This is a genomic window from Streptomyces griseus (genome assembly GCF_001715295.1).
In the GTDB taxonomy this organism is placed as follows: Bacteria; Actinomycetota; Actinomycetes; order Streptomycetales; family Streptomycetaceae; genus Streptomyces; species Streptomyces griseus_G.
Window position 1 is genome coordinate 1471054 of the sequence record NZ_MDKB01000001.1, and the last position, 22741, is coordinate 1493794.

Genomic DNA, 22741 nt, shown 5'->3' on the forward strand with positions numbered 1-22741 from the left:
CGTGGCCCCACCGCCGGCCGCGGGACCGGTGCGCGGTCACGCGGCGCAGCGGCGCCGGGCTCGGAGTCTGCGCGAACCCGGCGCCTCGAGGCCCGCGTGAGCTCCCTCTGCGTGTTCCGCGCCTGCGGGCCACGAGGGCCCGCAGGCGCGGAACGACCGCCCGGCACGCGTCGCGCTGCGGAGCGGTACCGGCCACGGAGTCGGTCGTCCGCACCGGGATCGCACTGCGGTTACGGCGAGGTCCCGCGGGGATGCGCGATGAGAGGGCCGCGGAGGGTCACGGGGACGTGTCCACCGAGCCGCTGTCGGGATGCCCGAACAGCAGGTCGTACCCCGGAGGGAGCTGCAGCAACAGTCGCTGCAGCAACTCCTCACCCGCCGCGTCGGCCACCACGCTCAGGACCGCGCCGGTGTCCCAGGCCGCGGTCTGCTCGCTGGCACCGTCGATCCAGGCGGCCGCCGCGCGCACGAAGCGGTCGGGCGCGAGGGGTTCCGCGGCCTGGAGCGGGTTGAGGAGGATGAGGGCGAAGGTCTCCGGCAGCCGGGCCGCCAGTTCGTTCCGCTCCTCGCCGACCAGATGTGCCCCGAGCAGGGCCAGGACCACACGGGACGCCCGCTCCGCCTCCATGACGGAGGGGTATTCGCCCCGCTCCCGGACCGCGTCCAGGAACGCCTGCCATCTCATGTACGTCACCGGGTCCCCTTCGCGAGGAACGGGGGGCGGAGAACGGGGTGGGGGAGGGGATTCCGCACCCCGCCCTCCGCGTATTCCACGGGTGTCACCACAGTTCCGGTGATAACACCGTGGGCCGGGGTCGGCAAGCGCACCGGGCGACTCCCGACCCGCCCGGCCGCAGGACGCCCCAGGGGCCCGGGGGCGGGGGACCGGCCGCGACTACTCGCAGGGATAGATGTCGCCGCTCGCCATGCCACTGGCCTGCTCGCTCCGTGCCCGGAGGCGTCGGGCCTCGTCCGTGAGACGCTGCCGTTCCTCGGGGTCGGCGGTGCGCTCCGCCGAGTTCTCGAGGTCCTTCGCCCTGTCGCGCATCTGCTGCGCGCCGCCATCACTCATGATCACTCCTTCGGCCGTGCGGGGAGCACATCTCCACCGAACCAGGCTCCGAGGGGGGACCGCATCTCAGCGGGACCTCGCGGAGCGCGGAGTGGCCGGGGCGACCGCCCCGGAGCGGCGGCTGCCCGGCCCGCGGCGCGGCTACTCGAACCGGGAGGTGTCGCCCGCCCCCCGGCGTACGATCTCCAGCTCGCCCCCGGAGAAGTCGACGACCGTGGTCGGCCGGGTACCGCAGTCGCCGGAGTCGAGCACGATGTCCACCACGTGGTCGAGGCGCTCCTTGATCTCCCAGCCCTGCGTCAACGGCTCCTCCTCGTCGGGCAGCAGGAGGGTGCTGGACAGCAGCGGTTCGCCGAGCTCGGCGAGGAGGGCCTGCGTGACCGCGTGGTCCGGGATCCGGACACCGACGGTCTTCTTCTTCGGGTGCAGCAACTGCCGTGGCACCTCTTTGGTGGCCGGCAGGATGAACGTGTAACTGCCCGGCGTCGCCGCCTTGATCGCGCGGAAGACGTCGTTGTCGATCTGGACGAGCTGGCCGAGCTGCGCGAAGTTCTCGCACATCAGGGTGAAGTGGTGGCGTTCGTCGAGATCACGGATCGACCTGATCCTGTCGATGCCGTCGCGGCTGCCCAGCCGGCAGCCCAGGGCGTAACAGGAGTCCGTCGGATACGCGACGAGTGCGCCGGAGCGGATGCTGTCGGCCACGTTGCTGATGGTGCGCCGCTGGGGGTTCTCGGGGTGTACGTCGAAATACTTCGCCATCCGGCGAGTCTACGGCGGACGGCGGTCGCGCCCGCCCGGGGTGACACCACGCCCCCGCGACCGAAGAGTCGCGGGGGCGTGGGCGGCCGGCGGGTCAGGCTCCGGACGCGTCCAGCATGGCGCCGCGCTCGACGACCTTGATCCGCTCGCGGCCCTGCTCGGCGCCGAGGGCCTGCTCATGGGCGTCCAGGCGGTGCCACCCCTCACGGGTGGTGTACCTGACGCCCCGCTGCTCCAGGAAGTCGACGACCGCGTCCGGCCCGGGCTCGGCGGGTTCCGGCAGCCGGCCGGCCGCGTGGTCCTCCAGCAGGCAGGCCACCGTCTCGTTGGCGTCGCCCTTGGTGTGCCCGATCAGGCCGATCGGGCCGCGCTTGATCCATCCGGTGACGTACACCGAGGCCATCGGCTCCGCCCCGGCCAGGACGCGCCCCGCGGCGTGCGGGACGGTGCCGGAGACGACGTCGAAGGGCAGCTTCGGCAGCTCCTCCGAGTAGTAGCCGACCGCGCGGTAGACGCTCTGCACGTCCCAGTCCGTGAAACGGCCCGTGCCCTTGACGTTGCCCGTGCCGTCCAGCTCGGTCCGCTCGGTGCGCAGGCCGACGACGCGGCCGTCCTCGCCGATGACCTCCACCGGGGACTCGAAGAAGTGCAGGAACAGCTTGTGCGGGCGGTCGCCCGCGTCCCGGATCGCCCAGTTCTCCAGTGTGGAGGCGACCATGTTGGCCTGCTTGTTCTCCCGCCGGGTGGCGATCGAGCCCTCGTCGTAGTCGATGTCCTCGGGGTTGACGATGACCTCGATGTTCGGTGAGTGGTCCAGCTCGCGCAGCTCCATAGGGCTGAACTTGGCCTGCGCCGGGCCGCGCCGTCCGAAGACGTGCACCTCGAGCGCCTTGTTCGCCTTCAGCCCCTCGTACACGTTCGCGGGGATCTCGGTGGGGAGGAGTTCGTCCGCCGTCTTGGCGAGCATGCGGGCCACGTCCAGGGCCACGTTGCCCACGCCGAGCACGGCGACCTTCTCGGCCTCCAGCGGCCAGGTGCGGGGGACCTCGGGGTGCCCGTCGTACCAGGCGACGAAGTCGGCCGCGCCGTACGAGCCGTCCAGGTCGATCCCGGGTATGTCGAGCGCGCGGTCCGCGTCGGCGCCGGTGGAGAAGATCACGGCGTCGTAGAACGACCGAAGATCGTCCAGGCAGATGTCGCGCGGATAGTCGACGTTGCCGAACAGCCGCAGCTGCGGCTTGTCCAGCACTTGGTGCAGCGCCTTGACGATGCCCTTGATCCGCGGGTGGTCCGGCGCCACTCCGTAACGGATCAGACCGAAGGGGGCGGGCATGCGTTCGAACAAATCGATCGAGACACCCGGGTCCTGTGCGGCCTCTGACTTGAGCAGCGCATCCGCCGCGTAGATTCCGGCAGGACCGGCTCCGACGATGGCGACGCGGACGGGGCGTGTCATGGAGTGTTGTTCCTTCGGGGCGGACGGGCACGGGCGGAGTAACAGCGGAGTAAGGCATGGCTTACTCCGCTGCACCCACGGTATGCCCTACGGTCGGGCAAACCCGGGGCGGGGCAAGGTTGCAGATGGGGGTCAAGGGTATGTCAGTGCCCATATCGCCCTGGATTCCGGGGATGAGTGACGCCGAAAGCTGACAGAGTGTTCTCTCTATATGAGACGTCGTCTCGCCATATGAGATGCTTCCGGCGTGCGGAACGTCTTGCGGCCGTTCGATGCATGCGTGATCACCGACGCGGCCATGATGGGTGAAGAGCGCAGTACTACGGAAGTGGACCGTGCCGGGCACGGCTCACGGGAGGCGAGGCGGAGCGGAGACGACACCGCGCGCGACCTCCTCACTCCGACAAGCTCCGAGCGATCCGAGAACCATCCCGACGAAAGGACACCTGTCATGCCGATCGAGGGCGAGTACGAGCCGAGCCCGACGCAGTGGGTGCGCGAGCAGGTCGAGCTCATCGAGAGCTCCGGCGGCACCGAGGGGATGACGATGCGGGGACTGCCCGTCGTCCTCCTGACGACGCGCGGGGCCAAGAGCGGCAAGATCCGCAAGACGCCCCTCATGCGCGTCGAGCACGAAGGCGAGTACGCAGTGGTCGCCTCCCTCGGCGGTGCTCCCAAGCACCCTGTCTGGTACTACAACGTGCAGGCCGACCCCCACGTCGAGCTCCAGGACGGCACGGTACGGAAGGACATGGTCGCCCGTGAGGTCACGGGGGAGGAGAAGGCCGTGTGGTGGGGCCGTGCCGTCGAGGCGTTCCCCGACTACGCCGACTACCAGGCCAAGACCGACCGGGAGATCCCCGTGTTCGTCCTCGCGCCCGCCCAGGGCGGGTAGCCCCAACGGTCGAACACGGCGCGCGGTCACCCGGCCCCACGGCTCCAATGGACGGGTGACCGCGCCCCCCGACGACTGCCTCGCGCGCAACGAGTGGATCTGCGGCGCCTACCTCACCAGCCGGCGCGGCATCCTCTGGGACGCCACGCTGCAGCACCTCCAGCTGGCGGCCGCCTCCGTCCTGCTCGGACTGGTGATCGCCGTGCCCCTCGCCCTGGCGGCCCGGCACCGGCGCTGGGCGGCCGGACCCGTGCTGGCGCTGACCACCGTCCTTTACACGATCCCCTCGCTGGCCATGTTCTCGCTGCTGCTGCCGGTGTACGGACTGTCCGCCGCGCTCGTCGTCGCCGGACTCGTCCTCTACTCGCTCACGCTCCTCGTCCGCAACATCCTCGCCGGACTGCGTGCCGTACCCGAGGAGACCCGGCAGGCCGCGCGCGGCATGGGCTACGGCCCTCTCCGCATGCTCCTGACCGTCGAACTCCCGCTCGCCCTGCCCGCCGCGATGGCGGGGCTGCGCATCGCCACCGTCTCGGCGGTCTCCCTGGTCACCGTCGGCGCCATCGTCGGCTTCGGCGGACTCGGCAACCTCGTCTACGCGGGCATGAACACCTACTTCAAGGCCCAGGTGCTCACGGCCTCCGTCCTGTGCGTCGTCATCGCCGTCGCCGCCGACCTGCTGCTCCTCGCGGTGCAGCGGCTGGCGACACCCTGGACCAGGAGAGGCCGGTGAACACCCTCACGGACGCCTGGTCCTGGCTCACGGCACCCGCCCACTGGCCGGGCCCCGACGGCATCGGGGCCCGTCTGCTGGAGCACCTCCTCCTCACCGTCGTCTGCCTCCTGATCGCCTGCGCCGTCGCCCTGCCGGTCGCCCTCGTACTCGGTCACCTCGGCAGGGGCGGCGCCCTCGCCGTCAACATCTCCAACATCGGCCGGGCCGTTCCCACCTTCGCCGTCCTGGTCCTGCTGCTGCTCACCCCCGTCGGCGGGTTCGGGCAGGGGCCGACCGTCGTCGCGCTGGTCCTCTTCTCCATCCCGCCGCTGCTCACCAACGCCTACGTCGGGATGCGCGAGGTCGACCAGGACGTCGTGGGGGCGGCTCGGGGCATGGGCATGACCGGTACGCAGGTACTACGCCAGGTCGAACTCCCCCTCGCCCTGCCGCTCGTACTCACCGGCGTACGTATCGCGGCCGTCCAGCTCGTCGCCACCGCCACCCTGGCCGCGCTCGTCGGCGGCGGCGGGCTCGGCCGTATCATCACGGCGGGCTTCAACCTGGCCTCCACCCCGCAGGTCGTCGCCGGAGCCGTCCTCGTCGCCGTGTTCGCCCTGGTCGTCGAAGGGATCTTCGGGGTGGGACAGAGGCTGCTGGCGGACCGGAGCCGCTCCGGGAAGCCGTCATGAGCGGGCCGCGACGGGCCGCCCGCGTCGCGGCGGCGATCCTCCTCACCGCCACCGCGTGCTCCACCGGCCCGAGTCTGGAGAGCAGGGGAGACGTCACCGCGCCACCCGGGGACAACAGGAACCTGACCATCGGATCGGCGGGTTTCACCGAGAGCGACCTGCTCGCCCGGATGTACGCGCTCCTGCTGGAAGGGGCGGGCTACTCGACCAGGATCCTCTCGGTCGGCAACCGTGAGATCTACGAACCCGCCCTGGAGAGCGGCCAGATCGACGTCGTACCCGAGTACGCCGCGACCTTCGCCGACTGGCTGAACGCCAAGGCCAACGGCGCCGACGCCGCCCCGGTCGGCTCGCCCGACCTCGCCACCACCATGAAGGCCCTGCGCGCCCTCGCCGCTCCCCGCGGCCTGACCGTGCTCCCCCCGGGCCGGGCGGTCGACCAGAACGCCTTCGCGGTCGCGGAGCGCTATGCCGCGGAGCACCGGCTGCGTACCCTCAGCGACCTGGGCCGCTCCGGTCTCCCCGTACGCCTGGCCGCAGGGGACGAGTGCGTACAACGCCCCTACTGCGCACCCGGACTGAGGAAGACGTACGGCATCGACATCACCGCGGTCGACCCCAAGGGTGTCGGCACCACCCAGGCCAAGCACGCCGTCCGGAACGGTTCGGACCAGATGGTCCTGACCACGACCACGGACGCGACCCTGGACGACTTCGGGCTCGTCCTCCTCGCGGACGACAGGCGCCTGCAGAACGCCGACCACCTGGTCCCGGTCGTCAACCGGTCCCGGGCCGGCAGCGCCGGGGTCCGCGCCGCCCTGGGGCGGCTCAACACCGTACTGACCACGGCCGACCTGGCTGGGATGAACGAGCAGGTCGACAGCTGGCGCAGGCTTCCGGAGGACGTCGCCCGCGCCTACCTGGAAGCCAGGAAGCTCGTCCCGAGGGGCTGAGCCGCCACCACCGCGGGGCGGCCACCCGGGCGGCGATCCCCGCGCGGTCCCGGGTGCCGTCCGCGGACAGCACCCGGTGGCGGCGCGTCACCGTCGCCCCGGTCCCGGAACAGCTTCTATCGGAAGGTGCACGGCGGGGCGACGTCGGCGGGCTGCGGACGGACCGGCGCGCCGGGACGCGTCCCGCACGCACCCCCCGTGCGATCCTGCCGGGGAGTGGGCGAAGGCGAGGCGTCGCGTGCCGGTCCGTCCCCGCGTACTCGCCCCCGTACCACCACCGCGACCCGCTCGGACCCCCGTGGAGCGGCACGGCTGGGTGTGGCGCACCTCCCTCATGGACGGCGTGACGCCTCCCGGCCGGTAAGCGTCTTCTCCGACAGGCCCGGGCTCCGCGTCTCCGGCAGGTCGAGAGGGGTGTGCCGGTCCCCGCCCGTCAGCCTTTCAGCAGCCGCGGCAGCCTGGCCAGTTGCACCGCCTGCTGGAACGGGCCGCCGCCCTCGTGGTCGTTGAAGTCGTAGACCTCGATCTCCTTGTCCGGGTGGGCGTACGCGTTGAAGGCGGCGAAGACCGTGGAGGGCGGGCAGGTCTCGTCCTCCAGCGCCGTCGAGAAGAGCGCGGGTGCCCGTCCGCGGGCCGCGAAGTGCACCCCGTCGAAGTAGGCCAGCGTCGCCCGCACCCGCTCGGCGCTGTGACGATGGGTCTTCAGGTAGTTGCCGATCTCCCGGTAGGGAAGCCGGTCGGTCAGCCTCGTCGCCCGGGGGAAGTCGCAGAGGAACGGGACGTCGGGGGCGATGGCCGCCAGGTCGGGTATCAGCCCACCGACCGCGATGGTGAGGCCACCGCCCTGGCTGACGCCGATCGCGGCGGTGCGGGCCGCGTCGGTCAGCGGGTGTGAACGCGCCGCCTCGACCGCGCGTACGGCGTCCGTGATCAGCCGGCGGTAGTAGTACGTGTGGGGATCCTCGATGCCCCGCGTCATGAACCCGTTGAACGCCGGGCCGCTGCCCACGGGATCGGCCGTGTCGCCCCGCGCCCATCCGCTGCCCTGCCCGCGGGTGTCCATCACGAAGTGGGCCGTACCGGCCGAGGCCCAGAGCAGGTGGGAGTGGGGCAGGCCGCGCCCGCCGCCGTAACCGAGGAACTCCACGACCAGCGGAAGCGGTTGTGTGGTGCCCGCGGGCAGGACGAGCCAGCCCTTGACGGGATGGCCGCCGAAGCCGGCGAACGTCACGTCGTACACCTCGACCGTCGTCAGGCCCGTGTCGGCGAGCAGTTCGAAGCGGGCGTCGAGGTCATGGGTCCTGGACTCGTCGAGGGTGGCCGACCAGAAGGCGTCGAAGTCCTCCGGCTCCACCGACCGGCTGCGGTAGGAGCGCAGTTCTTCCGGAGGAAGATCGAACAGGGCCATGCGGGAACCGCCTTACGTCATCAGCTCAGGTGAACGGTGACACCGTACGGCGGACGGCCCGGGGCGAGAAGTGGTGTCCGCCTCCTGGTCCCGGCGGGCGGACCGCACCGGGCGGCGGAGGCCGGCGGGCGGACCGCCCACGCGCGCCTCAGCTCACGGTCTCGGGGTCCGGGCCCGTGCGCATCCCCCGGTCCAGGCCGGCGACCGCGTCCATCTCCGCATCCGAGAGCTCGAAGTCGAAGACGTCGATGTTCTGCCGGATGCGGGCGGGCGTGACCGACTTGGGGATCACGACGTTGCCCAGCTGGAGATGCCAGCGCAGCACGACCTGAGCCGGCGACTTACCGTGGCGCCCGGCGATCGTGACCAGCACCTCGTCGTCGAGCAGCGCGCCCTGGGCGAGGGGGCTCCACGCCTCGGTGACGATGCCGTACCGGGCGTGCAGGGCACGCAGTTCGGCCTGCTGGAGGCCGGGGTGCAGCTCGATCTGGTTGACGGCGGGGACGAGTGAGCTCCCCTCGGTCAGCCGGTGCAGGTGGGCCGGCTGGAAGTTGGAGACTCCGGCCGCCCGGATCCGGCCCTCGGCCGCCAGCTTCTCCAGGGCACGCCAGGTCTCGGGGTACAGGCCGCGGGCCGGCGAGGGCCAGTGGACGAGGTAGAGATCGACGTGGTCGAGGCCGAGCTTGCCGAGGCTCGTGTCGAACGCGGCGAGTGTGGCGTCGTAGCCCTGATCGCTGTTCCAGACCTTCGTGGTGACGAACAGGTCGTCCCGCGGCAGGCCGGAGTCCGCCAGCGCGCGGCCGACGCCGACCTCGTTGCCGTAGACGGCGGCGGTGTCGATGGAGCGGTAGCCGGCGTCGAGCGCCTCGGTCACCGCCGCGGTGGTCTCGTCGTCGGGGATCTGGAAGACACCGAAGCCGAGCTGGGGGATGGTGACACCGTTGTTGAGCGTGAGGGTGGGAACCGTGGGCATGAGGAGCCTTTCCTGTGGCGCGGGGGCGTGGACACCGTGGCGGACCCGTCGGTGACCGCACCCCGCATGTATCTGCGTGCGACGCTTACCTGCGTGAACAATAATTGCATACGCGGGATACTTTCGGGCTGGTGGCGCCCCTCACCTCCCCGGATCGGCGGGTTCCCTATGCGTCGGCGACGGAGTCGAAGGGCACCTGGCCCCGCCCGACGCCGCGCGCGTCCGCATCGACCGACCGCCGCAGCGCCTCGTGCAGCTTCGCCGGGGTCAGGACGCCGAGGAACCGTGCTCCGTCGAGTACCGCCACCCACCCGGCGTCGTGCTGCAGCATCTCGCTGAACGCCTGCTTCAGCGGCGAGCCGACAGGAACCCACGCGTCCATGCGCCGGGCCAGGTCGCCCACGGTGCCGTGCTCCCCGGCGATCCGCAACGCGTCCGCCGCGACCCAGCCGTGCAGCTCCCCCGCACCGTTCAGCACGACCGCCCACCGCGCACCCAGCGCGCCGAGTCTGGCGGCGGCCGTACCCGCCGGCTCGTCCAGCCGCGCGGTCGGGGGCTCCTCCAGGTCGTCGGGCTCGATCGCCGTGACCGACAGCCGTTTCAGGCCGCGGTCGGCCCCCACGAACCGTGCCACGTACGGGGTCGCGGGCGTCCCGAGCACCGCTCCCGGAGTGTCGTACTGCTCGACGCGCCCCTCGCCGTACACGGCGATCCTGTCGCCCAGGCGCACCGCTTCCTCGAGGTCGTGCGTCACCAGCAGCACGGTCTTCCTGACCGCCGCCTGCAAGGTGAGGAACTCGTTCTGCAGCCGCTCGCGCACCAGGGGGTCCACCGCCCCGAACGGCTCGTCCATCAGCAGCACGGGTGGGTCGGCCGCCAGCGCGCGGGCCACCCCCACCCGCTGGCGCTGGCCGCCGGAGAGCTGGGCGGGATAGCGGGGGCCGTACGTCTTCGGGTCGAGCCCCACCAGGTCCAGCAGCTCGGCCGCCCGCGCCCGGGCCCGGGCGCGCTTCCAGCCGAGGAGGACGGGGACGGTCGCGGTGTTGTCCAGCACGGTCCGGTGGGGGAAGAGGCCGACCTGCTGGATCACGTAGCCCATCCTGCGGCGCAGCCCGACCGGGTCCATCCCGGAGACGTCCTCGCCGCCCACCAGGATCCGGCCCGACGTCGGTTCGATCAGCCGGTTGACCATCATCATCGTGGTCGTCTTCCCGCAGCCGGACGGCCCGACGAGAGTGACCAGCTCACCCTCTCCCACCTCGAAGGACAGCCCGTCCACCGCGGTCGTACCGTCCGGGAAGACCTTGCCGACGTCCTCGAACCGGATCATGAGTGCACGGTAGGAGCCGCAGCGGCCGGGCGCACACGGGCCGGGGCCGCCCGGGTCACGGCCCGTGTGCTGAACTGTCCGGGAAGCACCGGACACAGGAGCACCTTTGAACAGCTATCGCCACCCCGGCCTCGTCCTCACCGACCACCGGTTCACGGTCCCTCTCGACCGCGCCGACCCGGGCGGGGAGACGATCGAGATCTACGGCCGGGAGGTCGTCGCGAGCGCGAAGGCGGACGAGGACCTGCCGTGGCTCCTCTACCTGGAAGGCGGCCCCGGCTTCGGCGCCCGCCGCTTCATCGGCACGGAGGCCTGGCTGGGACGCGCGGTGCGCGAGTTCCGGGTCCTGCTCCTGGACCAGCGCGGCACCGGCCTGTCCACCCCGGCCAACCGGCAGACCCTGCCCCTGCGCGGCGGACCCCGCGAACAGGCCGACTACCTCGCCCACTTCCGCTCCGACAGTATCGTCCGTGACTGCGAGCTGATCCGGCCGCGGCTCACCGGCGGCAAGCCCTGGACCGTCCTCGGGCAGTCCTTCGGCGGGTTCTGCGCGGTGCGGTACCTGTCCGCCGCTCCCGAAGGCCTGGAGAGGGTACTGATCACCGGCGGACTGCCGTCCCTGGACGCCCACGCGGACGACGTCTACCGGGCCGCGTATCCGCGGATCGAGCGCAAGGTCGCCGCGCACTACGCCCGCTACCCGCAGGACGTCGCCCGGGCCCGGGCGATCGCCGCGTACCTCGCCGAGCACCGGCCCGACTGCGGCGGCCACCGCCTGACGCCCGAAGGTTTCCAGTCGCTCGGCATCCTGCTGGGCGGAGGCAACGGCAGCCACCAGTTGCATCACCTCCTGGAGAACGCCTTCGTCACGGGCCCGAACGGCGCCGAGCTCTCCGACACCTTCCAGGAGGCCATGCGCGCGGCCACCTCCTTCGCCGGTCACCCGCTGTACGCCCTCATGCACGAGGCGATCTACGGTCAGGGGGATCGGCCCACGGGCTGGTCCGCCGAGCGGGTGCGCGCCGAGTTCCCGCAGTTCGGTGCAGGTGCGGGCGAGGGACCCGTGATGTTCACCGGCGAGAGCATCCATCCCTGGCACTTCGAGGTCCACCCCGCGCTGCGTCCGCTGCGCGAGACCGCGGAACTCCTCGCCCGGACCGACTGGCCCGCCCTCTACGACCCGCAGCGGCTCGCGGCCAACGAGGTGCCCGTGGCGGCGGCCGTGTACCACGACGACATGTACGTCGACACCGCTCATTCGCTGCGCACGGCCGCCTCGATCCGCGGGCTGCGTACCTGGGTCACGAGTGAGTTCGAGCACGACGGCCTGCGAGCGGGCGGGCCCCGCGTTCTGGACCGGCTGCTCGCCCTCGTCCGCGGCGAGTGCGACCGCTGAGGGCTGTCCCGCGGCTTCCGGTGGACGGGCGCACGGTCGTACACGGTGCGTCGCACGGTGGAGTGCCGCTCGGGTGATGCCTCTACGGGGGCGGATCGGCAGCGTGGCGAGGCGCCTGAGCCGTCGTCGCGCGCCCGCCGGGAGGCGAGGCGCAGCCCTCGGGCGGGCCGGACGCCCTGCTCACGAACGTCACCGGCCGCAGGGCCGACCTCCCGTCCGGACCGGGGCGGGCCACGAGGGCGGGCCGGTCCGGACGGGGGTCCCGGGCGGGGTCGCGGCGCGGGTCAGCGCTGCAGGGCGGTCAGGGTGGCGGCCAGGTCGGCGCCGCCGCGCGGCGCACGGTTGTAGGGAAGCCTGGACAGCGCGGCGGCCATGCCGCAGGTGTTGCTCACCGCGGAGTAGACGAGGCCGGCGCCGATGCCCGCCGACAGCCAGCGGGCCGCCGGGAAGCGGGTGCCCGCCAAGAGGCCGGCGACCACGAGCGAACCGGCGGCGAGCCGCACCTGGCGCTCCATCGCCCAGGTCGCCGAGCCCCCCTCCGGCCGGTCCAGGCCGTGTCCGTCGTTCTCCCACGCGGACGTCCCGCCGGACAGGGTCGCCGCCTGGATGTCGGCGTCGGCCAGGATCTCGCAGGCCCGGGTGGAGCGGACACCGGAGGCGCACACCACCAGCAGCGAGCCGCGGGCCGAGGCGGACTTCAGCGCCGGCACGGCCTCGGGGAGGCGGTCGAGCGGGATGTTCAGAGCGCCGGGCACGTGGCCCGAGGCGAATTCGCCGGGGGCGCGGACGTCGATGACGGTGAACTCCGTCAGACGGGCTGCGGCCTGGGCGGGGGAGAGGGAAGCGGGGCTGGGCACGAGTGGAATTCCTTTCGTTCGCAGGAGCGGAGCCGGGCGGGTGCGGGTGGGGACCGGGTCCCGCCTGCTCCGGCCACCACGATACCCGGAGGGGTATGGGTGCTCGCCGTGCGAGGATCCGGCCGGTCCGTTCCCGCCCGATGTCCTCCTGCCCCTGCCCGGATCCGCTTCCGGAATGCGCCGTCCGTCACGCGTGCCGTGGATAGCCTGGCCGGTATGACGGAGCAGCTGGAACCCATGCCCTCGGACTGGCGGCGCGCGCTGGCGGTCGTCGCGCACCCGGACGACCTCGAGTACGGCTGCGCCGCGGCCGTCGCCGGCTGGACGGACGAGGGACGCGAGGTCGCCTATCTGCTGGCCAGCCGCGGTGAAGCCGGTATCGACACGATCCCTCCGCACGAGTGCGCCCCCCTGCGGGAGCGGGAGCAGCGAGAGAGTGCGGCGGTCGTCGGCGTCCGCGCAGTGGAGTTCCTGGACCACCGGGACGGAGTGATCGAGTACGGCCCGGCGCTCCGCCGCGACATCGCGTCCGCCGTCCGCCGTTACCGGCCCGAACTGCTCATCACCCTCAATCACCGGGACACCTGGGGCGGGAGGACGTGGAACACTCCCGACCACCGTGCCGTCGGCCGGGCGGCCCTGGACGCGGCGGGCGACGCCGGTAACCGCTGGATCTTCCCGGAGCTGGCCGAGCAGGGGCTGCGACCGTGGGACGGGGTGCGGTGGGTGGCGGTGGCCGGCACCGACCGGCCCACCCACGCGGTCGACGCGGCCCCGGGGTTCGAACGGGCCGTCCGGTCGCTGCTGGCCCACCGCACCTACATCGAGGTCCTCACGGACGAAGACCCGGAAACGTACTGCCGCACCTTCCTGACCGGTACGACCGGTGCTCTCTCCGAACGGTTCGGCGGCCGCCCGGCCGTCGCCTTCGAGGTCTTCGCCCGCTGAGGCGCACCCTGTGCCGGCTGTGCGGCGGCCGGTGATCCCCCGGCTCACGCTGACGGCGAGCAGGCCGCCTGCACCGGTGGAAGCGCGTACGACCTGTCCCGCCGGGCCGCCCGCGCCGGGAAGCCGGAGCGCCCGGGCGGCGAGGAGGCGGCCACACGCGTGGAGAGGGCCGGCCCGCGACGGGGCCGCCGGCTCGTGCACCGGGCGCCAGGCCGGTGAGGAGGCGCGAGGGGCGACGCGAGTCCGGGACGGCCGCGGCTCGGAGCGGCCGCGTGCTGCACACCCACCGTCCAGCCGGGGCGGGCCGCCCTGGGTACGGTGACCGTGACCGTGACTTCGGGATCGTCCCGCGATTCCCGGTGGATCGGCGCGGCGTGGGATGCGGGGCATCGCACGGCGGGGTGGCCGCATACGGGATGTACGGGGACGTTCCGACGGCGTGGCGAGGTGCCGTAGCTGTCGTCGCGCGCCCGCCGTGAAGTGCGGGACAGCCCTTGGCGGGTCGCGGCCCCGGGGACATGCCCGGCCGAGGTGTCGCCTCCGGTTCCGCCGCGCTCCGGGACCGCCCAGGACCCCCGCCGGGCCGGCGTGCACTCCGTGACGCCGGTTCCGTTCCGGATTGACAAAAGGGTTTGCCGATTCTGCAATGGACCGCATGAAGGAACGGACCCAGGACGAACCGGAACTCGACGCCGTACTCTCCGGAGTCGGCCCCAGGCTGCGCCGGCTGCGCAGGGACCGGGGGGTGACGCTCGCGGCTCTCTCCGAGGCGACCGGCATCTCCGTCTCCACGCTGTCCCGCCTGGAGTCGGGCGGCCGGCGCCCCAGCCTCGAACTGCTGCTGCCCATCGCCCGGGCCCATGAGGTACCGCTCGACGATCTGGTCGGGGCGCCGCCCGTCGGTGACCCCCGGGTCAGGGCGAAGCCGATCGTCCACGGGAGGAAGACCTCCCTCCCGCTCACCGGCCGGCCGGGCGGCCTGCAGGCGTACAAGGTCGTGCAGGAGGCGCCCTGCGAGGAGGTGCCCGAGCAGCGCACCCACGAGGGGTACGAGTGGCTGTACGTCCTCTCCGGGAAGCTACGGCTCCTGCTGGCCGACCACGACCTCGTCCTGGTGCCCGGTGAGGCGGCCGAGTTCGACACCCGGCTGCCTCACTGGTTCGGGCCGGCGGGCGACGATCCGGTGGAATTCCTCAGCCTGTTCGGGCCGCAGGGCGAACGGATGCACGTCAGGGCGAAGCCGAAACGGGGGTGAAGGGGCTCGGTCCGCCCGCCCCGAAGTGTTCCCAGCGAGGCAAGCGACCGCTTAGTATGCGCCGGAGCAGTGGTAACGCCGACAGTGTTGTGGAGGCCCCTCATGCAGGCATGGCGAGTGCACCGGAACGGCGAGCCGGGCGAGGTGATGGAGCTCGAAGAGGTGGACCGGCCGGTCCCCGGCGACGGACAGGTACTGCTGAAGGTCCGCGCGGCGAACATCAACTTCCCCGACGCCCTGCTCTGCCGCGGCCAGTACCAGGTGAGGCCCCCGCTGCCCTTCACCCCCGGCGTGGAGATCTGCGGCGAGACGGAGGACGGCCGCCGGGTGCTCGCCAACCCCGCCCTGCCGGACGGCGGCTTCGCCGACTACGTGGTCGCCGACGAAGCTTCCCTGCTCCCCGCCCCCGACACCCTCGACGACGCCGAGGCGGCGGCCCTGCACATCGGCTACCAGACCGGCTGGTTCGGGCTCCATCGCCGCGCACGGCTGCGGGCGGGCGAGACGCTGCTCGTGCACGCCGCGGCGGGGGGTGTCGGCAGCGCGGCCGTCCAGCTCGGGAAGGCGGCGGGCGCCACCGTCATCGGGGTGACCGGCGGACCCGAGAAGGCCGCGACCGCCCGCGAACTGGGCTGCGACCTGGTCATCGACCGGCGGAGCGAGGACATCGTGGCAGCGGTCAAGGAGGCCACCGCAGGACGCGGCGCCGACGTCGTGTACGACCCCGTGGGCGGTGACGCCTACGCCAAGTCCGTGAAGTGCATCGCCTTCGAGGGCCGCGTGGTCGTCGTGGGGTTCGCGAGCGGCACCGTCCCCGCGCCGGGCCTCAACCACGCCCTGGTGAAGAACTACTCGATCGCCGGACTCCACTGGGGCCTGTACACGACCAAGGACCCGGCCGCCGTACGCGCCTGCCATGACGAGCTGACCGCACTCGCCGACCAGGGGGTCGTCAGGCCCCTGGTCAGCGAGCGCGTCCCGATGGCCGGTGCCGCGCGCGCCGTCCAGCGCGTCGCCGACGGCACCAGTACCGGCCGCATCGTCGTCCTCCCGGCGGGGGGCACCCGATGAGCACCGCCCTCGACGCGGCGGAGATCCGCCGCCGCACCCGGGAACTGCTGGCCACCCACCCGCCGGCCACCACCGGACGGACCGACTTCCTCAAGGCCCGCTTCGACGCCGGACTGGCCTGGGTGCACTACCCCGCCGGTCTCGGCGGACTCGACGCGCCACGCTCCCTGCAGCCCGTCGCCGACGCCGAACTCGCCGCCGCCGGGGCCCCCGACAACGACCCGCGCCGCATCGGCATCGGCCTGGGGATGGCCGCTCCCACCCTTCTCCAGTACGGCACCGACGAGCAGAAGAAGCGCTTCCTGCGTCCGCTGTGGGTCGGTGAGGAGGTCTGGTGCCAGCTCTTCAGCGAGCCCGGTGCCGGCTCCGACCTGGCCGCCCTCGGTACGCGTGCCGTACGGGACGAGACAGGCGACTGGGTGGTCGACGGCCAGAAGGTGTGGACCTCCAGCGCCCACCTCGCCCGCTGGGCGATCCTGATCGCCCGCACCGACCCGGACGTGCCCAAGCACCGTGGCATCAGCTACTTCGTCTGCGACATGACCGACCCCGGCGTCGAGGTGCGGCCGCTGCGCCAGATCACCGGTGAGGCCGAGTTCAACGAGGTCTTCCTCACCGGCGTACGCATCCCCGACAGCAGGCGGCTCGGCCCCGTCGGCGACGGCTGGAAGGTCGCGCAGACCACCCTGATGAACGAGCGTGTGTCCATCGGCGGCGCCCGTGTCCCCCGCGAGGGAGGCATGATCGGGACCGTCGCCCGAACCTGGCGCGAGCGCCCCGAGCTGCGCACCCACGACCTCCACCAGCGGCTGGTCGCCCTCTGGGTCGAGGCCGAGGTCGCCCGGCTCACGGGCGAACGGCTGCGCCAGCAGCTCGTCGCAGGACAGCCGGGACCCGAGGGCTCCGGGATGAAGCTGGCCTTCGCGCGCCTCAACCAGGAGATCAGCGGCCTCGAGGTCGAACTCCTCGGCGACGAAGGGCTGCTGTACGACGACTGGACCATGCGCCGCCCCGAGCTGGTCGACTTCACCGGCCGCGACGCCGGGTACCGCTACCTGCGCTCCAAGGGGAACTCCATCGAAGGCGGTACGAGCGAGGTCCTGCTCAACATCGTCGCCGAGCGCGTCCTCGGCCTGCCCGCCGAACCGCGTACCGACAAGGACGTCGCCTGGAAGGATCTCGCCCGATGAGCGCACCGACCGAAGCCGCACCGACCGGGCCCGCACAGGACGCAGCCGGACGCACACCCGACCTGCTGTACTCGGAGGCCGAGGACGACCTGCGGTCCGCCGTGCGCTCGCTGCTCGCCGACCGGGCCGGCGCGCCGGCCGTGATCGCGGCCACCGAGTCCGGCACGCCGTACGACCCGCGGCTCTGGGAATCGCTCGCCACCGGGATCGGAGCGGCCGGACTGCTGGTCCCCGACGAACTCGGTGGGCAGGGGGCGAGCCACCGCGAGGCCGCGGTGGTCCTGGAGGAGCTCGGCCGGAGTGTCGCACCGGCCCCCTACCTGACGAGTTCCGTCGTCGCCACCGAGATCCTCCTGGCCCTCGGGGCGTCCGGCGGGCCGGTGGGGGAACTCCTCGGCGACCTGGCGGCGGGCCGCAAGGTCGCCGTCCTCGCCCTTCCGTTCACCGCGTCCGCCGCCGACGCCGCCACGGCGATGGCGGGCACGCTGGAGCGGACCGTCGCCGGTGTCGCCGAGGCGGCGGCGGCCGATGTGCTCCTGGTGCCCACCGCCGCGGGCCTGTTCGCGGTCGCCGCCGCGGGGGAGGGGGTCGAGGTCCGGCCCCAGGTCCCGCTCGACCTGACCCGGCCGCTCGCCTCGGTCACCCTCACCGGGGCCGGTGGAACCCTGCTGGCCGGGCCCGGGTCAGCGGCAGCGGCCGTGGCGAAGGGGCTGCGGGCCGGGGCGGGGCTGCTCGCCTCGGAGCAGCTCGGCATCGCCGAGTGGTGCCTGACGGAGACCGTCCGGCACACCCGGGAGCGCCACCAGTTCAACCGCCCGGTCGGCTCCTTCCAGGCGCTCAAGCACCGGATGGCTCAGCTCTGGCTGGAGGTCGTCTCCGCACGCGCCGCCGCCCGCAACGCCGCCGACGCGCTGGCCTCCGGCAGCCCGGACGCGCCGCTCGCGGTGGCCGTGGCCCAGGCCTACTGCTCGAAGGCCGCGGTGCACGCGGCGGAGGAGTGCGTCCAGCTGCACGGCGGGATCGGGATGACCTGGGAGCACCCCGCGCATCTGTACCTGAAGCGGGCCAAGGCCGACTCCCTCGCGTACGGAACGGCGGGCCGCCACCGCGAGACCGTCGCCGAGCTGATGGAGCTGCCGGCACCCTGACCGGGCGCCGGGAGGCGGGGGTACGCCGGGCCGTGCGTGCCCCCGCCGCGGCGTGCCGGGTAACAGCGGGCGCAGCACAGTCGACGCGCGGACGACGACGGTCCCAACTCTTGGCAGGTACCTGCCTTCCAGCTCTCCCGGGCCCCATACTCGTCGCGTCCCCCCGCCCGCTCTGCCCGACCGACCGCTTCAGGGAGACCCATGGCACACCTGACCCGTCGCAGAGTCGTCACCACCGCGCTGGCCACCGCCGCCGCGGGCGCCTTCATCCCCGCCCAGTCCGCCACGGCCACGCCCGCACGTCCCCGCGGTCCGCGTCCGCTGGAGCGCGCCCACGCCCACAACGACTACCTCCACCCCCGCCCCCTCCTGGACGCCCTCGCCCATGGGTTCACCAGTGTCGAGGCCGACGTGTTCCTCGTCGACGGCGAACTGCTCGTCGCCCACGAGCCCGCGAGCCTCGACCCCTCCCGTACCCTCACCTCGCTCTACCTCGACCCGCTGGCGGCCCTCGTCCTGGCGAACCACGGCCGGGTCCACGCCGGATACGGCACACCCCTGCAACTCCTGGTCGACATCAAGGCCGACGGCGCCGCCGCCTACCTGGCTCTCGAAGGGGTGCTCCGCCGCTACTCCCGCATCCTGACCCGCTCGGTCCGCGGACGGGTCCACCCCGGCGCGGTCACCACCGTCGTCTCGGGCGACCGTGCCGCCCGTCTCCCGATGGAGGGCCGGACCACGCGCTACGCCTTCTACGACGGCAGGCTCGACGACCTGGGCACCGCCGCGCCCGCCTCCTTCGCGCCGCTCGTCAGCGCCAACTGGACCCAGACGTTCTCCTGGCAGGGCGCCGGCCGCTTCCCCGCGGCCGAGCGGGACCGGCTGCGCACCCTCGTCTCGGCGGCCCACCGAGAGGGGCGGCGCCTCCGCTTCTGGGCCACCCCGGACACCGCGGGGCCGGAGCGCGACGCCGTGTGGTCCGAACTCCTCGCCGTAGGCGTCGACCACCTGAACACCGACGACCTGGCGGGGCTCGAAGCCTTTCTCCGCCACCGCGACCGGGGCGGCCACGAGGGCGTCTGACCGCCTCCCGGACGAGCTCCCCCGATCACCGTGCGTCACCACCCGTTCGGCGGGCCCGCCGGTCCGCCGAACGGCTCCCCGCCTACGCCACACTGGCGGCCGAATGCCGCAATTCAGGCGCGGCGGAGGAGGTTGGCCATGGCTGTTTCGATCTCGTTGGTGCTGCTTCTCGTGGTCCTCGCAGCGATCTTCCTGCGCAACGGCGGGCTGAAGGTCTCGCACGCCATCGTCTGCGCCCTCCTCGGCTTCCTGCTGGCGAGTACGCGCATGGCGCCCACCATCCACGAAGGGATCACCGCCACCGCGGACGTGGTGAGCGGCCTGAGGCCCTGACCCACGCCCCTCCAGGTACGGGAGAACGTCCCCGGCCGCGCCGGAGCGCCGCACACGACCCGCCCGGGGCGGTACGGTCGTCGGCAGGTCCCCCGCGTCGCTTCGCCGACCGGCCGGGCCCGGCCGTCCACGCCCCGCACCTGGAGAACGCAGTGATGTCATTCCCGCCACCCGGCAGGCAGTCGGGAGCCGCCCACCACGAGTACTGCGACCACGTGCTCTGCTGCCGCTGCCAGCAACGCCGGTGGACCACGAAGCTCGGCGAGGAACGCCTCTGCGGGCCCTGCGCCGCCTGTTGCCGCGACTGCGGCCGGGCCCCCGCGCCCCATCTGGACGGACTGGACGACGGGCTGTGCGCGGAGTGCCGCGGTATGTGCGGCCGGTGCCGCGGCCCCCTGCCCGCCGACGGGCCGTGTGCCTGCCGGAAGTGGCGGGAGCGGGCGGGCGGCGACCCCGTCACCTACGTCCTCCAGGCCCTGCCGCAGCCTCTGCTCCAGGCTCTCGGCCACCGCATGCCGCGCACCGTCCATGAACTGATCCACCGGGAACTGGCCCGGCGCACCCCCGATCAGCTGCTGGAACGCCTCGAACGCCGCTGGAACGTCCGCTGGTCGCACGCCCTGCACGAGAAGGACGAGGAGGGCCTGCGCCGCTGGGCCCCGCAGGAGATCGCCGAGGCCCTCGTGGGCCCGGGCCCTTGCTCGCACCCGCAGTGCGAGGACGGCTACCTGCTCACGACGGACACCCCCTGCGGACGCTGCCTGCGCCCCACCCACCGCTTCGTCACCTCCGTGGCCGACCGCACGGCGACCACGGAACACGCGCGGGCCACGGCGGCCGGGATCCGGCGTGCGCTCGTGGAGGGCCGCTCCGTCAAGCCGGGCGGCAGGCGGCCGAAGGGCTGACCCCGGGTCTCACCCCTTGTCCAGTGCCGCACGCACCAGCGCCGCGGCGAGCACCGCCGGGTCGGACCCGTCCGCGAGCCCCGTCAGCTTTCCCGGCGACGTGGGCAGACCGAGCCGCTCCGCACCCTGGAGCGCCTTCGAGTCGAGGTAGGGCGCGTACTCCGGCCACACGCTCTGCACCTCGCGCAGGAAGATGTCGGTGCCCATCGGGCCCACTCCGGGGTAGCGGCGCAGGCCCTCGCGGAGCGCGGCCACGTCGCCGTCCACCTCCCGGCGCAGGCGGCGCAGATCGCCGCCGTACACGTCGAGCAGCAACTCCGCGCCTTCCCCGAGCTGGGTCGCCGTGCGTTCGTCGTAGCGGCGGTAGCCGCCTTCACCCAGCGCGTCCACCCGCTGCTGCCACGTGGCGTCGGCCATGCGCCGCGCGTCGCGCATCCCGTGGGAGAACAGCGCCCGCGCCGCGGCCACGGCCACCGAGGCACGGATCCGCGCGCTCAGCAGGTGGCTGAGCACCAGGAGCTGGTACAGCGGCTGGGGAGTGTCGCGCAGCGTGATGCCGGCCTCGGCCGCGTAGGTCGTGCCGTGCCGCTCCAGCAACGTCTCCAGCGTGTCGCTGTCGCTCATGCGAAGCCGAAGATCCGGGCGATGAAGAAGCCGGCGACGACCACCGCGACGAGCACCACCAAGGCCACCCAGAAGAAGGGGTGCTCCCAGATGCCACCGTCGGGCCGCTCGACGTGCGCCTCGCTGATGCATCCTTCCGCCGGAGGGGTCTCGGTCGGGGGTGTCAGTGAAATAGCCATACCTCCACCATCTCTCCGTCCGGCTCTCCCGGCACGTGCTCGTTGGCGGCACGCATACATCCGTACGGAGTTCGCCGGGCCGGAAAGCGCTGCGAGCGCCCGGTTCGGGGCACCGTCAAGGAATGCCTGCCGTATCCGCGCCCGCACCCGTCGTCAAACTCGTCCAGCGCACCACCGAGCCGGCCGCCGCACAGATCATGCGGTCGACGGCGGCCGCCGTCATCGCCTTCGCGGTCGCCAAGTTCGTCCTGCCCGCTCCCCATCCGGCGCCCCTGACCGCTCCGCTCACGGCGCTGCTGGTGGTACAGGTGACCCTCTACGCCACGCTCACCACCGGGATCCGACGGGTCAACGCGGTCGTGGTGGGGGTCCTGATCGCCAGCGGGTTCAGCTCACTGGTCGGCCTCAGCTGGTGGAGTCTCGGGTTGACGATCTTCACCTCGCTGCTCATCGGCCGGGTGGTCCGGGTCAACGAGTTCGTGCCGGAGGTCGCGATCAGCGCCATGCTGGTCCTGGGCGTCTCGCAGGTCGCCAACACAGCCTGGGAGCGGGTGCTGGAGACCCTGATCGGCGCCGGTGTGGGACTGCTGTTCAACCTCCTGTTCGCGCCTCCGGTCTGGGTGCAGTCCGCAGGCGTCTCCATCGGTGGTCTCGGGGAGCGTATGGGCACCATGTTCCGGGAGCTGGGCGACGAGGTCGGCGGAAACCATCCGGTACCGCAGGCCGCCGCCCGCCTCCACGAGGCACGGCGGCTCGACCACGACATCGTCGAGGTCGACGCCTCCCTGCGCCAGGCCGAGGAGAGCCTGATACTCAACCCCAGGGTCAGGCAGGGACTCCTCTACCGGGTCGTCCTGCGGACCGGGCTCGACACGCTGGAGATCTGCGCCGTGGTCCTGCGCGTGCTGACGCGTACGGTCACCGACCTGGCGAAGGCCCGCCTCGACGAACCGCTCTTCCCCGAGGACGTGGCCGTCCTGCTCAGGGAGTTGTTCGGTCACATGTCCGACGCCATCGAAGGCTTCGCGGTGATGATCACCACGCCGATCGCCGCGAGCGGCGAGGAGGCGGAGGAACGGCTCGCCGACGCTCTCGCACGCAGCCGGGCCACCCGTGACCGCGTCGCCGACCTGCTGCTGGAGGACGTCCAGGAGCATCCGCGGCAGTGGCAGCTGCACGGAGCCCTGCTCGCCGAGGTCGACCGCATCCTCGACGAGCTGGACATCGACAAGCGCACGGAGCGCCTTGCCGAGGAACTCGACCGCAGGTCGACGCAGGTCCACGAGCGCCACCCCCGGCTGCAGGCGGCGATCCGCCGGCTGCGGGGGGTCACGGGCACCACCGGGACGGCGGCCGAGGGCTGAAGCGCACGGCGACGGGCGGCCTAACGCGCCTCGGAACGGACCGGACGGAGAACAGGACCTAGCGAGAGAAGAAGAAGGACCGGATCGGGACAGACCGCCGATCGGGACAGACCCCTGGGCGGGACAGACCGC

The 22741-nt window shown here is 72.6% G+C and carries 24 protein-coding genes; 14 read left to right on the forward strand and 10 right to left on the reverse strand.

All coding sequences use genetic code 11. The annotated features are described in order from the left end of the window. Nucleotides 1-277: 277 nt before the first annotated feature. The 4 genes from BA175_RS05785 to BA175_RS05800 form a co-directional block, all read right to left on the reverse strand. Complete coding sequence (locus BA175_RS05785; protein ID WP_069170103.1) at nt 278-685, reverse strand: DUF2267 domain-containing protein; 408 nt, start codon at nt 683-685, stop codon at nt 278-280. 210 nt (nt 686-895) lie between these two features. Beyond that, nucleotides 896-1072: a DUF6381 family protein gene (locus BA175_RS05790; protein WP_069170104.1), complete on the reverse strand. Its 177-nt coding sequence runs from the start codon at nt 1070-1072 to the stop codon at nt 896-898. A gap of 141 nt (nt 1073-1213) precedes the next feature. Then, on the reverse strand, nt 1214-1834 hold the full coding sequence (locus BA175_RS05795) for an L-threonylcarbamoyladenylate synthase (RefSeq protein WP_069170105.1): 621 nt from the start codon (nt 1832-1834) through the stop codon (nt 1214-1216). A gap of 94 nt (nt 1835-1928) precedes the next feature. Then, nucleotides 1929-3290 (reverse strand): FAD-dependent oxidoreductase, encoded by a 1362-nt coding sequence (locus BA175_RS05800; RefSeq protein WP_069170106.1) that lies wholly within the window; start codon nt 3288-3290, stop codon nt 1929-1931. A 451-nt stretch (nt 3291-3741) separates the two neighbouring features. Here BA175_RS05800 and BA175_RS05805 point away from each other — a divergent pair, with 451 nt between their 5' ends. From BA175_RS05805 to BA175_RS05820, 4 genes are read left to right on the forward strand one after another with little or no spacing between them, the layout of a single operon-like run. Next, nucleotides 3742-4185 (forward strand): nitroreductase family deazaflavin-dependent oxidoreductase, encoded by a 444-nt coding sequence (locus tag BA175_RS05805; protein WP_069170107.1) that lies wholly within the window; start codon nt 3742-3744, stop codon nt 4183-4185. 55 nt (nt 4186-4240) lie between these two features. After that, nucleotides 4241-4918, forward strand: coding sequence for an ABC transporter permease (locus BA175_RS05810; protein ID WP_069170108.1), 678 nt, complete (start codon nt 4241-4243; stop codon nt 4916-4918). Continuing rightward, nucleotides 4915-5592, forward strand: a complete 678-nt coding sequence (locus BA175_RS05815) for an ABC transporter permease (RefSeq protein ID WP_069170109.1) — start codon at nt 4915-4917, stop codon at nt 5590-5592. The genes BA175_RS05810 and BA175_RS05815 overlap by 4 nt, the downstream gene beginning before the upstream one ends. Beyond that, entirely contained in the window at nt 5589-6545 is a 957-nt protein-coding gene (locus tag BA175_RS05820; RefSeq protein ID WP_069170110.1) for an ABC transporter substrate-binding protein, read from the forward strand. The genes BA175_RS05815 and BA175_RS05820 overlap by 4 nt, the downstream gene beginning before the upstream one ends. A gap of 433 nt (nt 6546-6978) precedes the next feature. On the opposite strand, the gene BA175_RS05825 is transcribed toward BA175_RS05820, so the two are convergent. The 3 genes from BA175_RS05825 to BA175_RS05835 all read right to left on the reverse strand — a co-directional run bounded on the left by BA175_RS05825 (nt 6979) and on the right by BA175_RS05835 (nt 10256). After that, on the reverse strand, nt 6979-7953 hold the full coding sequence (locus tag BA175_RS05825) for an acetylxylan esterase (RefSeq protein ID WP_069170111.1): 975 nt from the start codon (nt 7951-7953) through the stop codon (nt 6979-6981). A gap of 148 nt (nt 7954-8101) precedes the next feature. Then, a complete protein-coding gene (locus tag BA175_RS05830) occupies nt 8102-8926 on the reverse strand; it encodes an aldo/keto reductase (RefSeq protein WP_069170112.1) in 825 nt (274 codons plus the stop codon). Nucleotides 8927-9092: 166 nt separating this feature from the next. Beyond that, on the reverse strand, nt 9093-10256 hold the full coding sequence (locus BA175_RS05835) for an ABC transporter ATP-binding protein (RefSeq protein WP_069170113.1): 1164 nt from the start codon (nt 10254-10256) through the stop codon (nt 9093-9095). A 106-nt stretch (nt 10257-10362) separates the two neighbouring features. Here BA175_RS05835 and BA175_RS05840 point away from each other — a divergent pair, with 106 nt between their 5' ends. After that, the gene (locus tag BA175_RS05840; protein WP_069170114.1) at nt 10363-11652 is read left to right on the forward strand and encodes an alpha/beta fold hydrolase; all 1290 of its coding nucleotides are present in this window, start codon (nt 10363-10365) and stop codon (nt 11650-11652) included. Between the two features lie 284 nt (nt 11653-11936). Here BA175_RS05840 and BA175_RS05845 read toward each other — a convergent pair whose 3' ends face one another. Beyond that, complete coding sequence (locus BA175_RS05845) at nt 11937-12509, reverse strand: rhodanese-like domain-containing protein (protein ID WP_069170115.1); 573 nt, start codon at nt 12507-12509, stop codon at nt 11937-11939. A 216-nt stretch (nt 12510-12725) separates the two neighbouring features. Here BA175_RS05845 and BA175_RS05850 point away from each other — a divergent pair, with 216 nt between their 5' ends. The 8 genes from BA175_RS05850 to BA175_RS05885 all read left to right on the forward strand — a co-directional run bounded on the left by BA175_RS05850 (nt 12726) and on the right by BA175_RS05885 (nt 20442). After that, nucleotides 12726-13457, forward strand: coding sequence for a PIG-L deacetylase family protein (locus BA175_RS05850; protein ID WP_069170116.1), 732 nt, complete (start codon nt 12726-12728; stop codon nt 13455-13457). Nucleotides 13458-14112: 655 nt separating this feature from the next. Beyond that, nucleotides 14113-14712, forward strand: coding sequence for a helix-turn-helix domain-containing protein (locus BA175_RS05855; RefSeq protein ID WP_069170353.1), 600 nt, complete (start codon nt 14113-14115; stop codon nt 14710-14712). Nucleotides 14713-14814: 102 nt separating this feature from the next. Continuing rightward, entirely contained in the window at nt 14815-15783 is a 969-nt protein-coding gene (locus tag BA175_RS05860) for an NADPH:quinone oxidoreductase family protein (protein WP_069170117.1), read from the forward strand. Further along, nucleotides 15780-16973, forward strand: a complete 1194-nt coding sequence (locus tag BA175_RS05865; protein WP_069170118.1) for an acyl-CoA dehydrogenase family protein — start codon at nt 15780-15782, stop codon at nt 16971-16973. The genes BA175_RS05860 and BA175_RS05865 overlap by 4 nt, the downstream gene beginning before the upstream one ends. Further along, on the forward strand, nt 16970-18121 hold the full coding sequence (locus BA175_RS05870) for an acyl-CoA dehydrogenase family protein (RefSeq protein ID WP_069170119.1): 1152 nt from the start codon (nt 16970-16972) through the stop codon (nt 18119-18121). Before BA175_RS05865 ends, BA175_RS05870 begins: the two co-directional genes overlap by 4 nt. Before the next feature lie 201 nt (nt 18122-18322). Beyond that, the gene (locus BA175_RS05875; RefSeq protein ID WP_069170120.1) at nt 18323-19204 is read left to right on the forward strand and encodes a phosphatidylinositol-specific phospholipase C/glycerophosphodiester phosphodiesterase family protein; all 882 of its coding nucleotides are present in this window, start codon (nt 18323-18325) and stop codon (nt 19202-19204) included. Between the two features lie 138 nt (nt 19205-19342). Next, on the forward strand, nt 19343-19537 hold the full coding sequence (locus BA175_RS05880; protein ID WP_069170121.1) for a hypothetical protein: 195 nt from the start codon (nt 19343-19345) through the stop codon (nt 19535-19537). 155 nt (nt 19538-19692) lie between these two features. Beyond that, nucleotides 19693-20442, forward strand: a complete 750-nt coding sequence (locus BA175_RS05885; RefSeq protein WP_069170122.1) for a hypothetical protein — start codon at nt 19693-19695, stop codon at nt 20440-20442. Nucleotides 20443-20451: 9 nt separating this feature from the next. Here BA175_RS05885 and BA175_RS05890 read toward each other — a convergent pair whose 3' ends face one another. Both BA175_RS05890 and BA175_RS05895 read right to left on the reverse strand, forming a co-directional pair. Further along, the gene (locus BA175_RS05890; protein ID WP_069170123.1) at nt 20452-21066 is read right to left on the reverse strand and encodes an endonuclease; all 615 of its coding nucleotides are present in this window, start codon (nt 21064-21066) and stop codon (nt 20452-20454) included. Continuing rightward, complete coding sequence (locus BA175_RS05895; protein ID WP_069170124.1) at nt 21063-21245, reverse strand: DUF6480 family protein; 183 nt, start codon at nt 21243-21245, stop codon at nt 21063-21065. Before BA175_RS05895 ends, BA175_RS05890 begins: the two co-directional genes overlap by 4 nt. 122 nt (nt 21246-21367) lie before the next feature. Here BA175_RS05895 and BA175_RS05900 point away from each other — a divergent pair, with 122 nt between their 5' ends. Further along, nucleotides 21368-22609 (forward strand): FUSC family protein, encoded by a 1242-nt coding sequence (locus BA175_RS05900; RefSeq protein ID WP_069170125.1) that lies wholly within the window; start codon nt 21368-21370, stop codon nt 22607-22609. Nucleotides 22610-22741 lie beyond the last annotated feature (132 nt).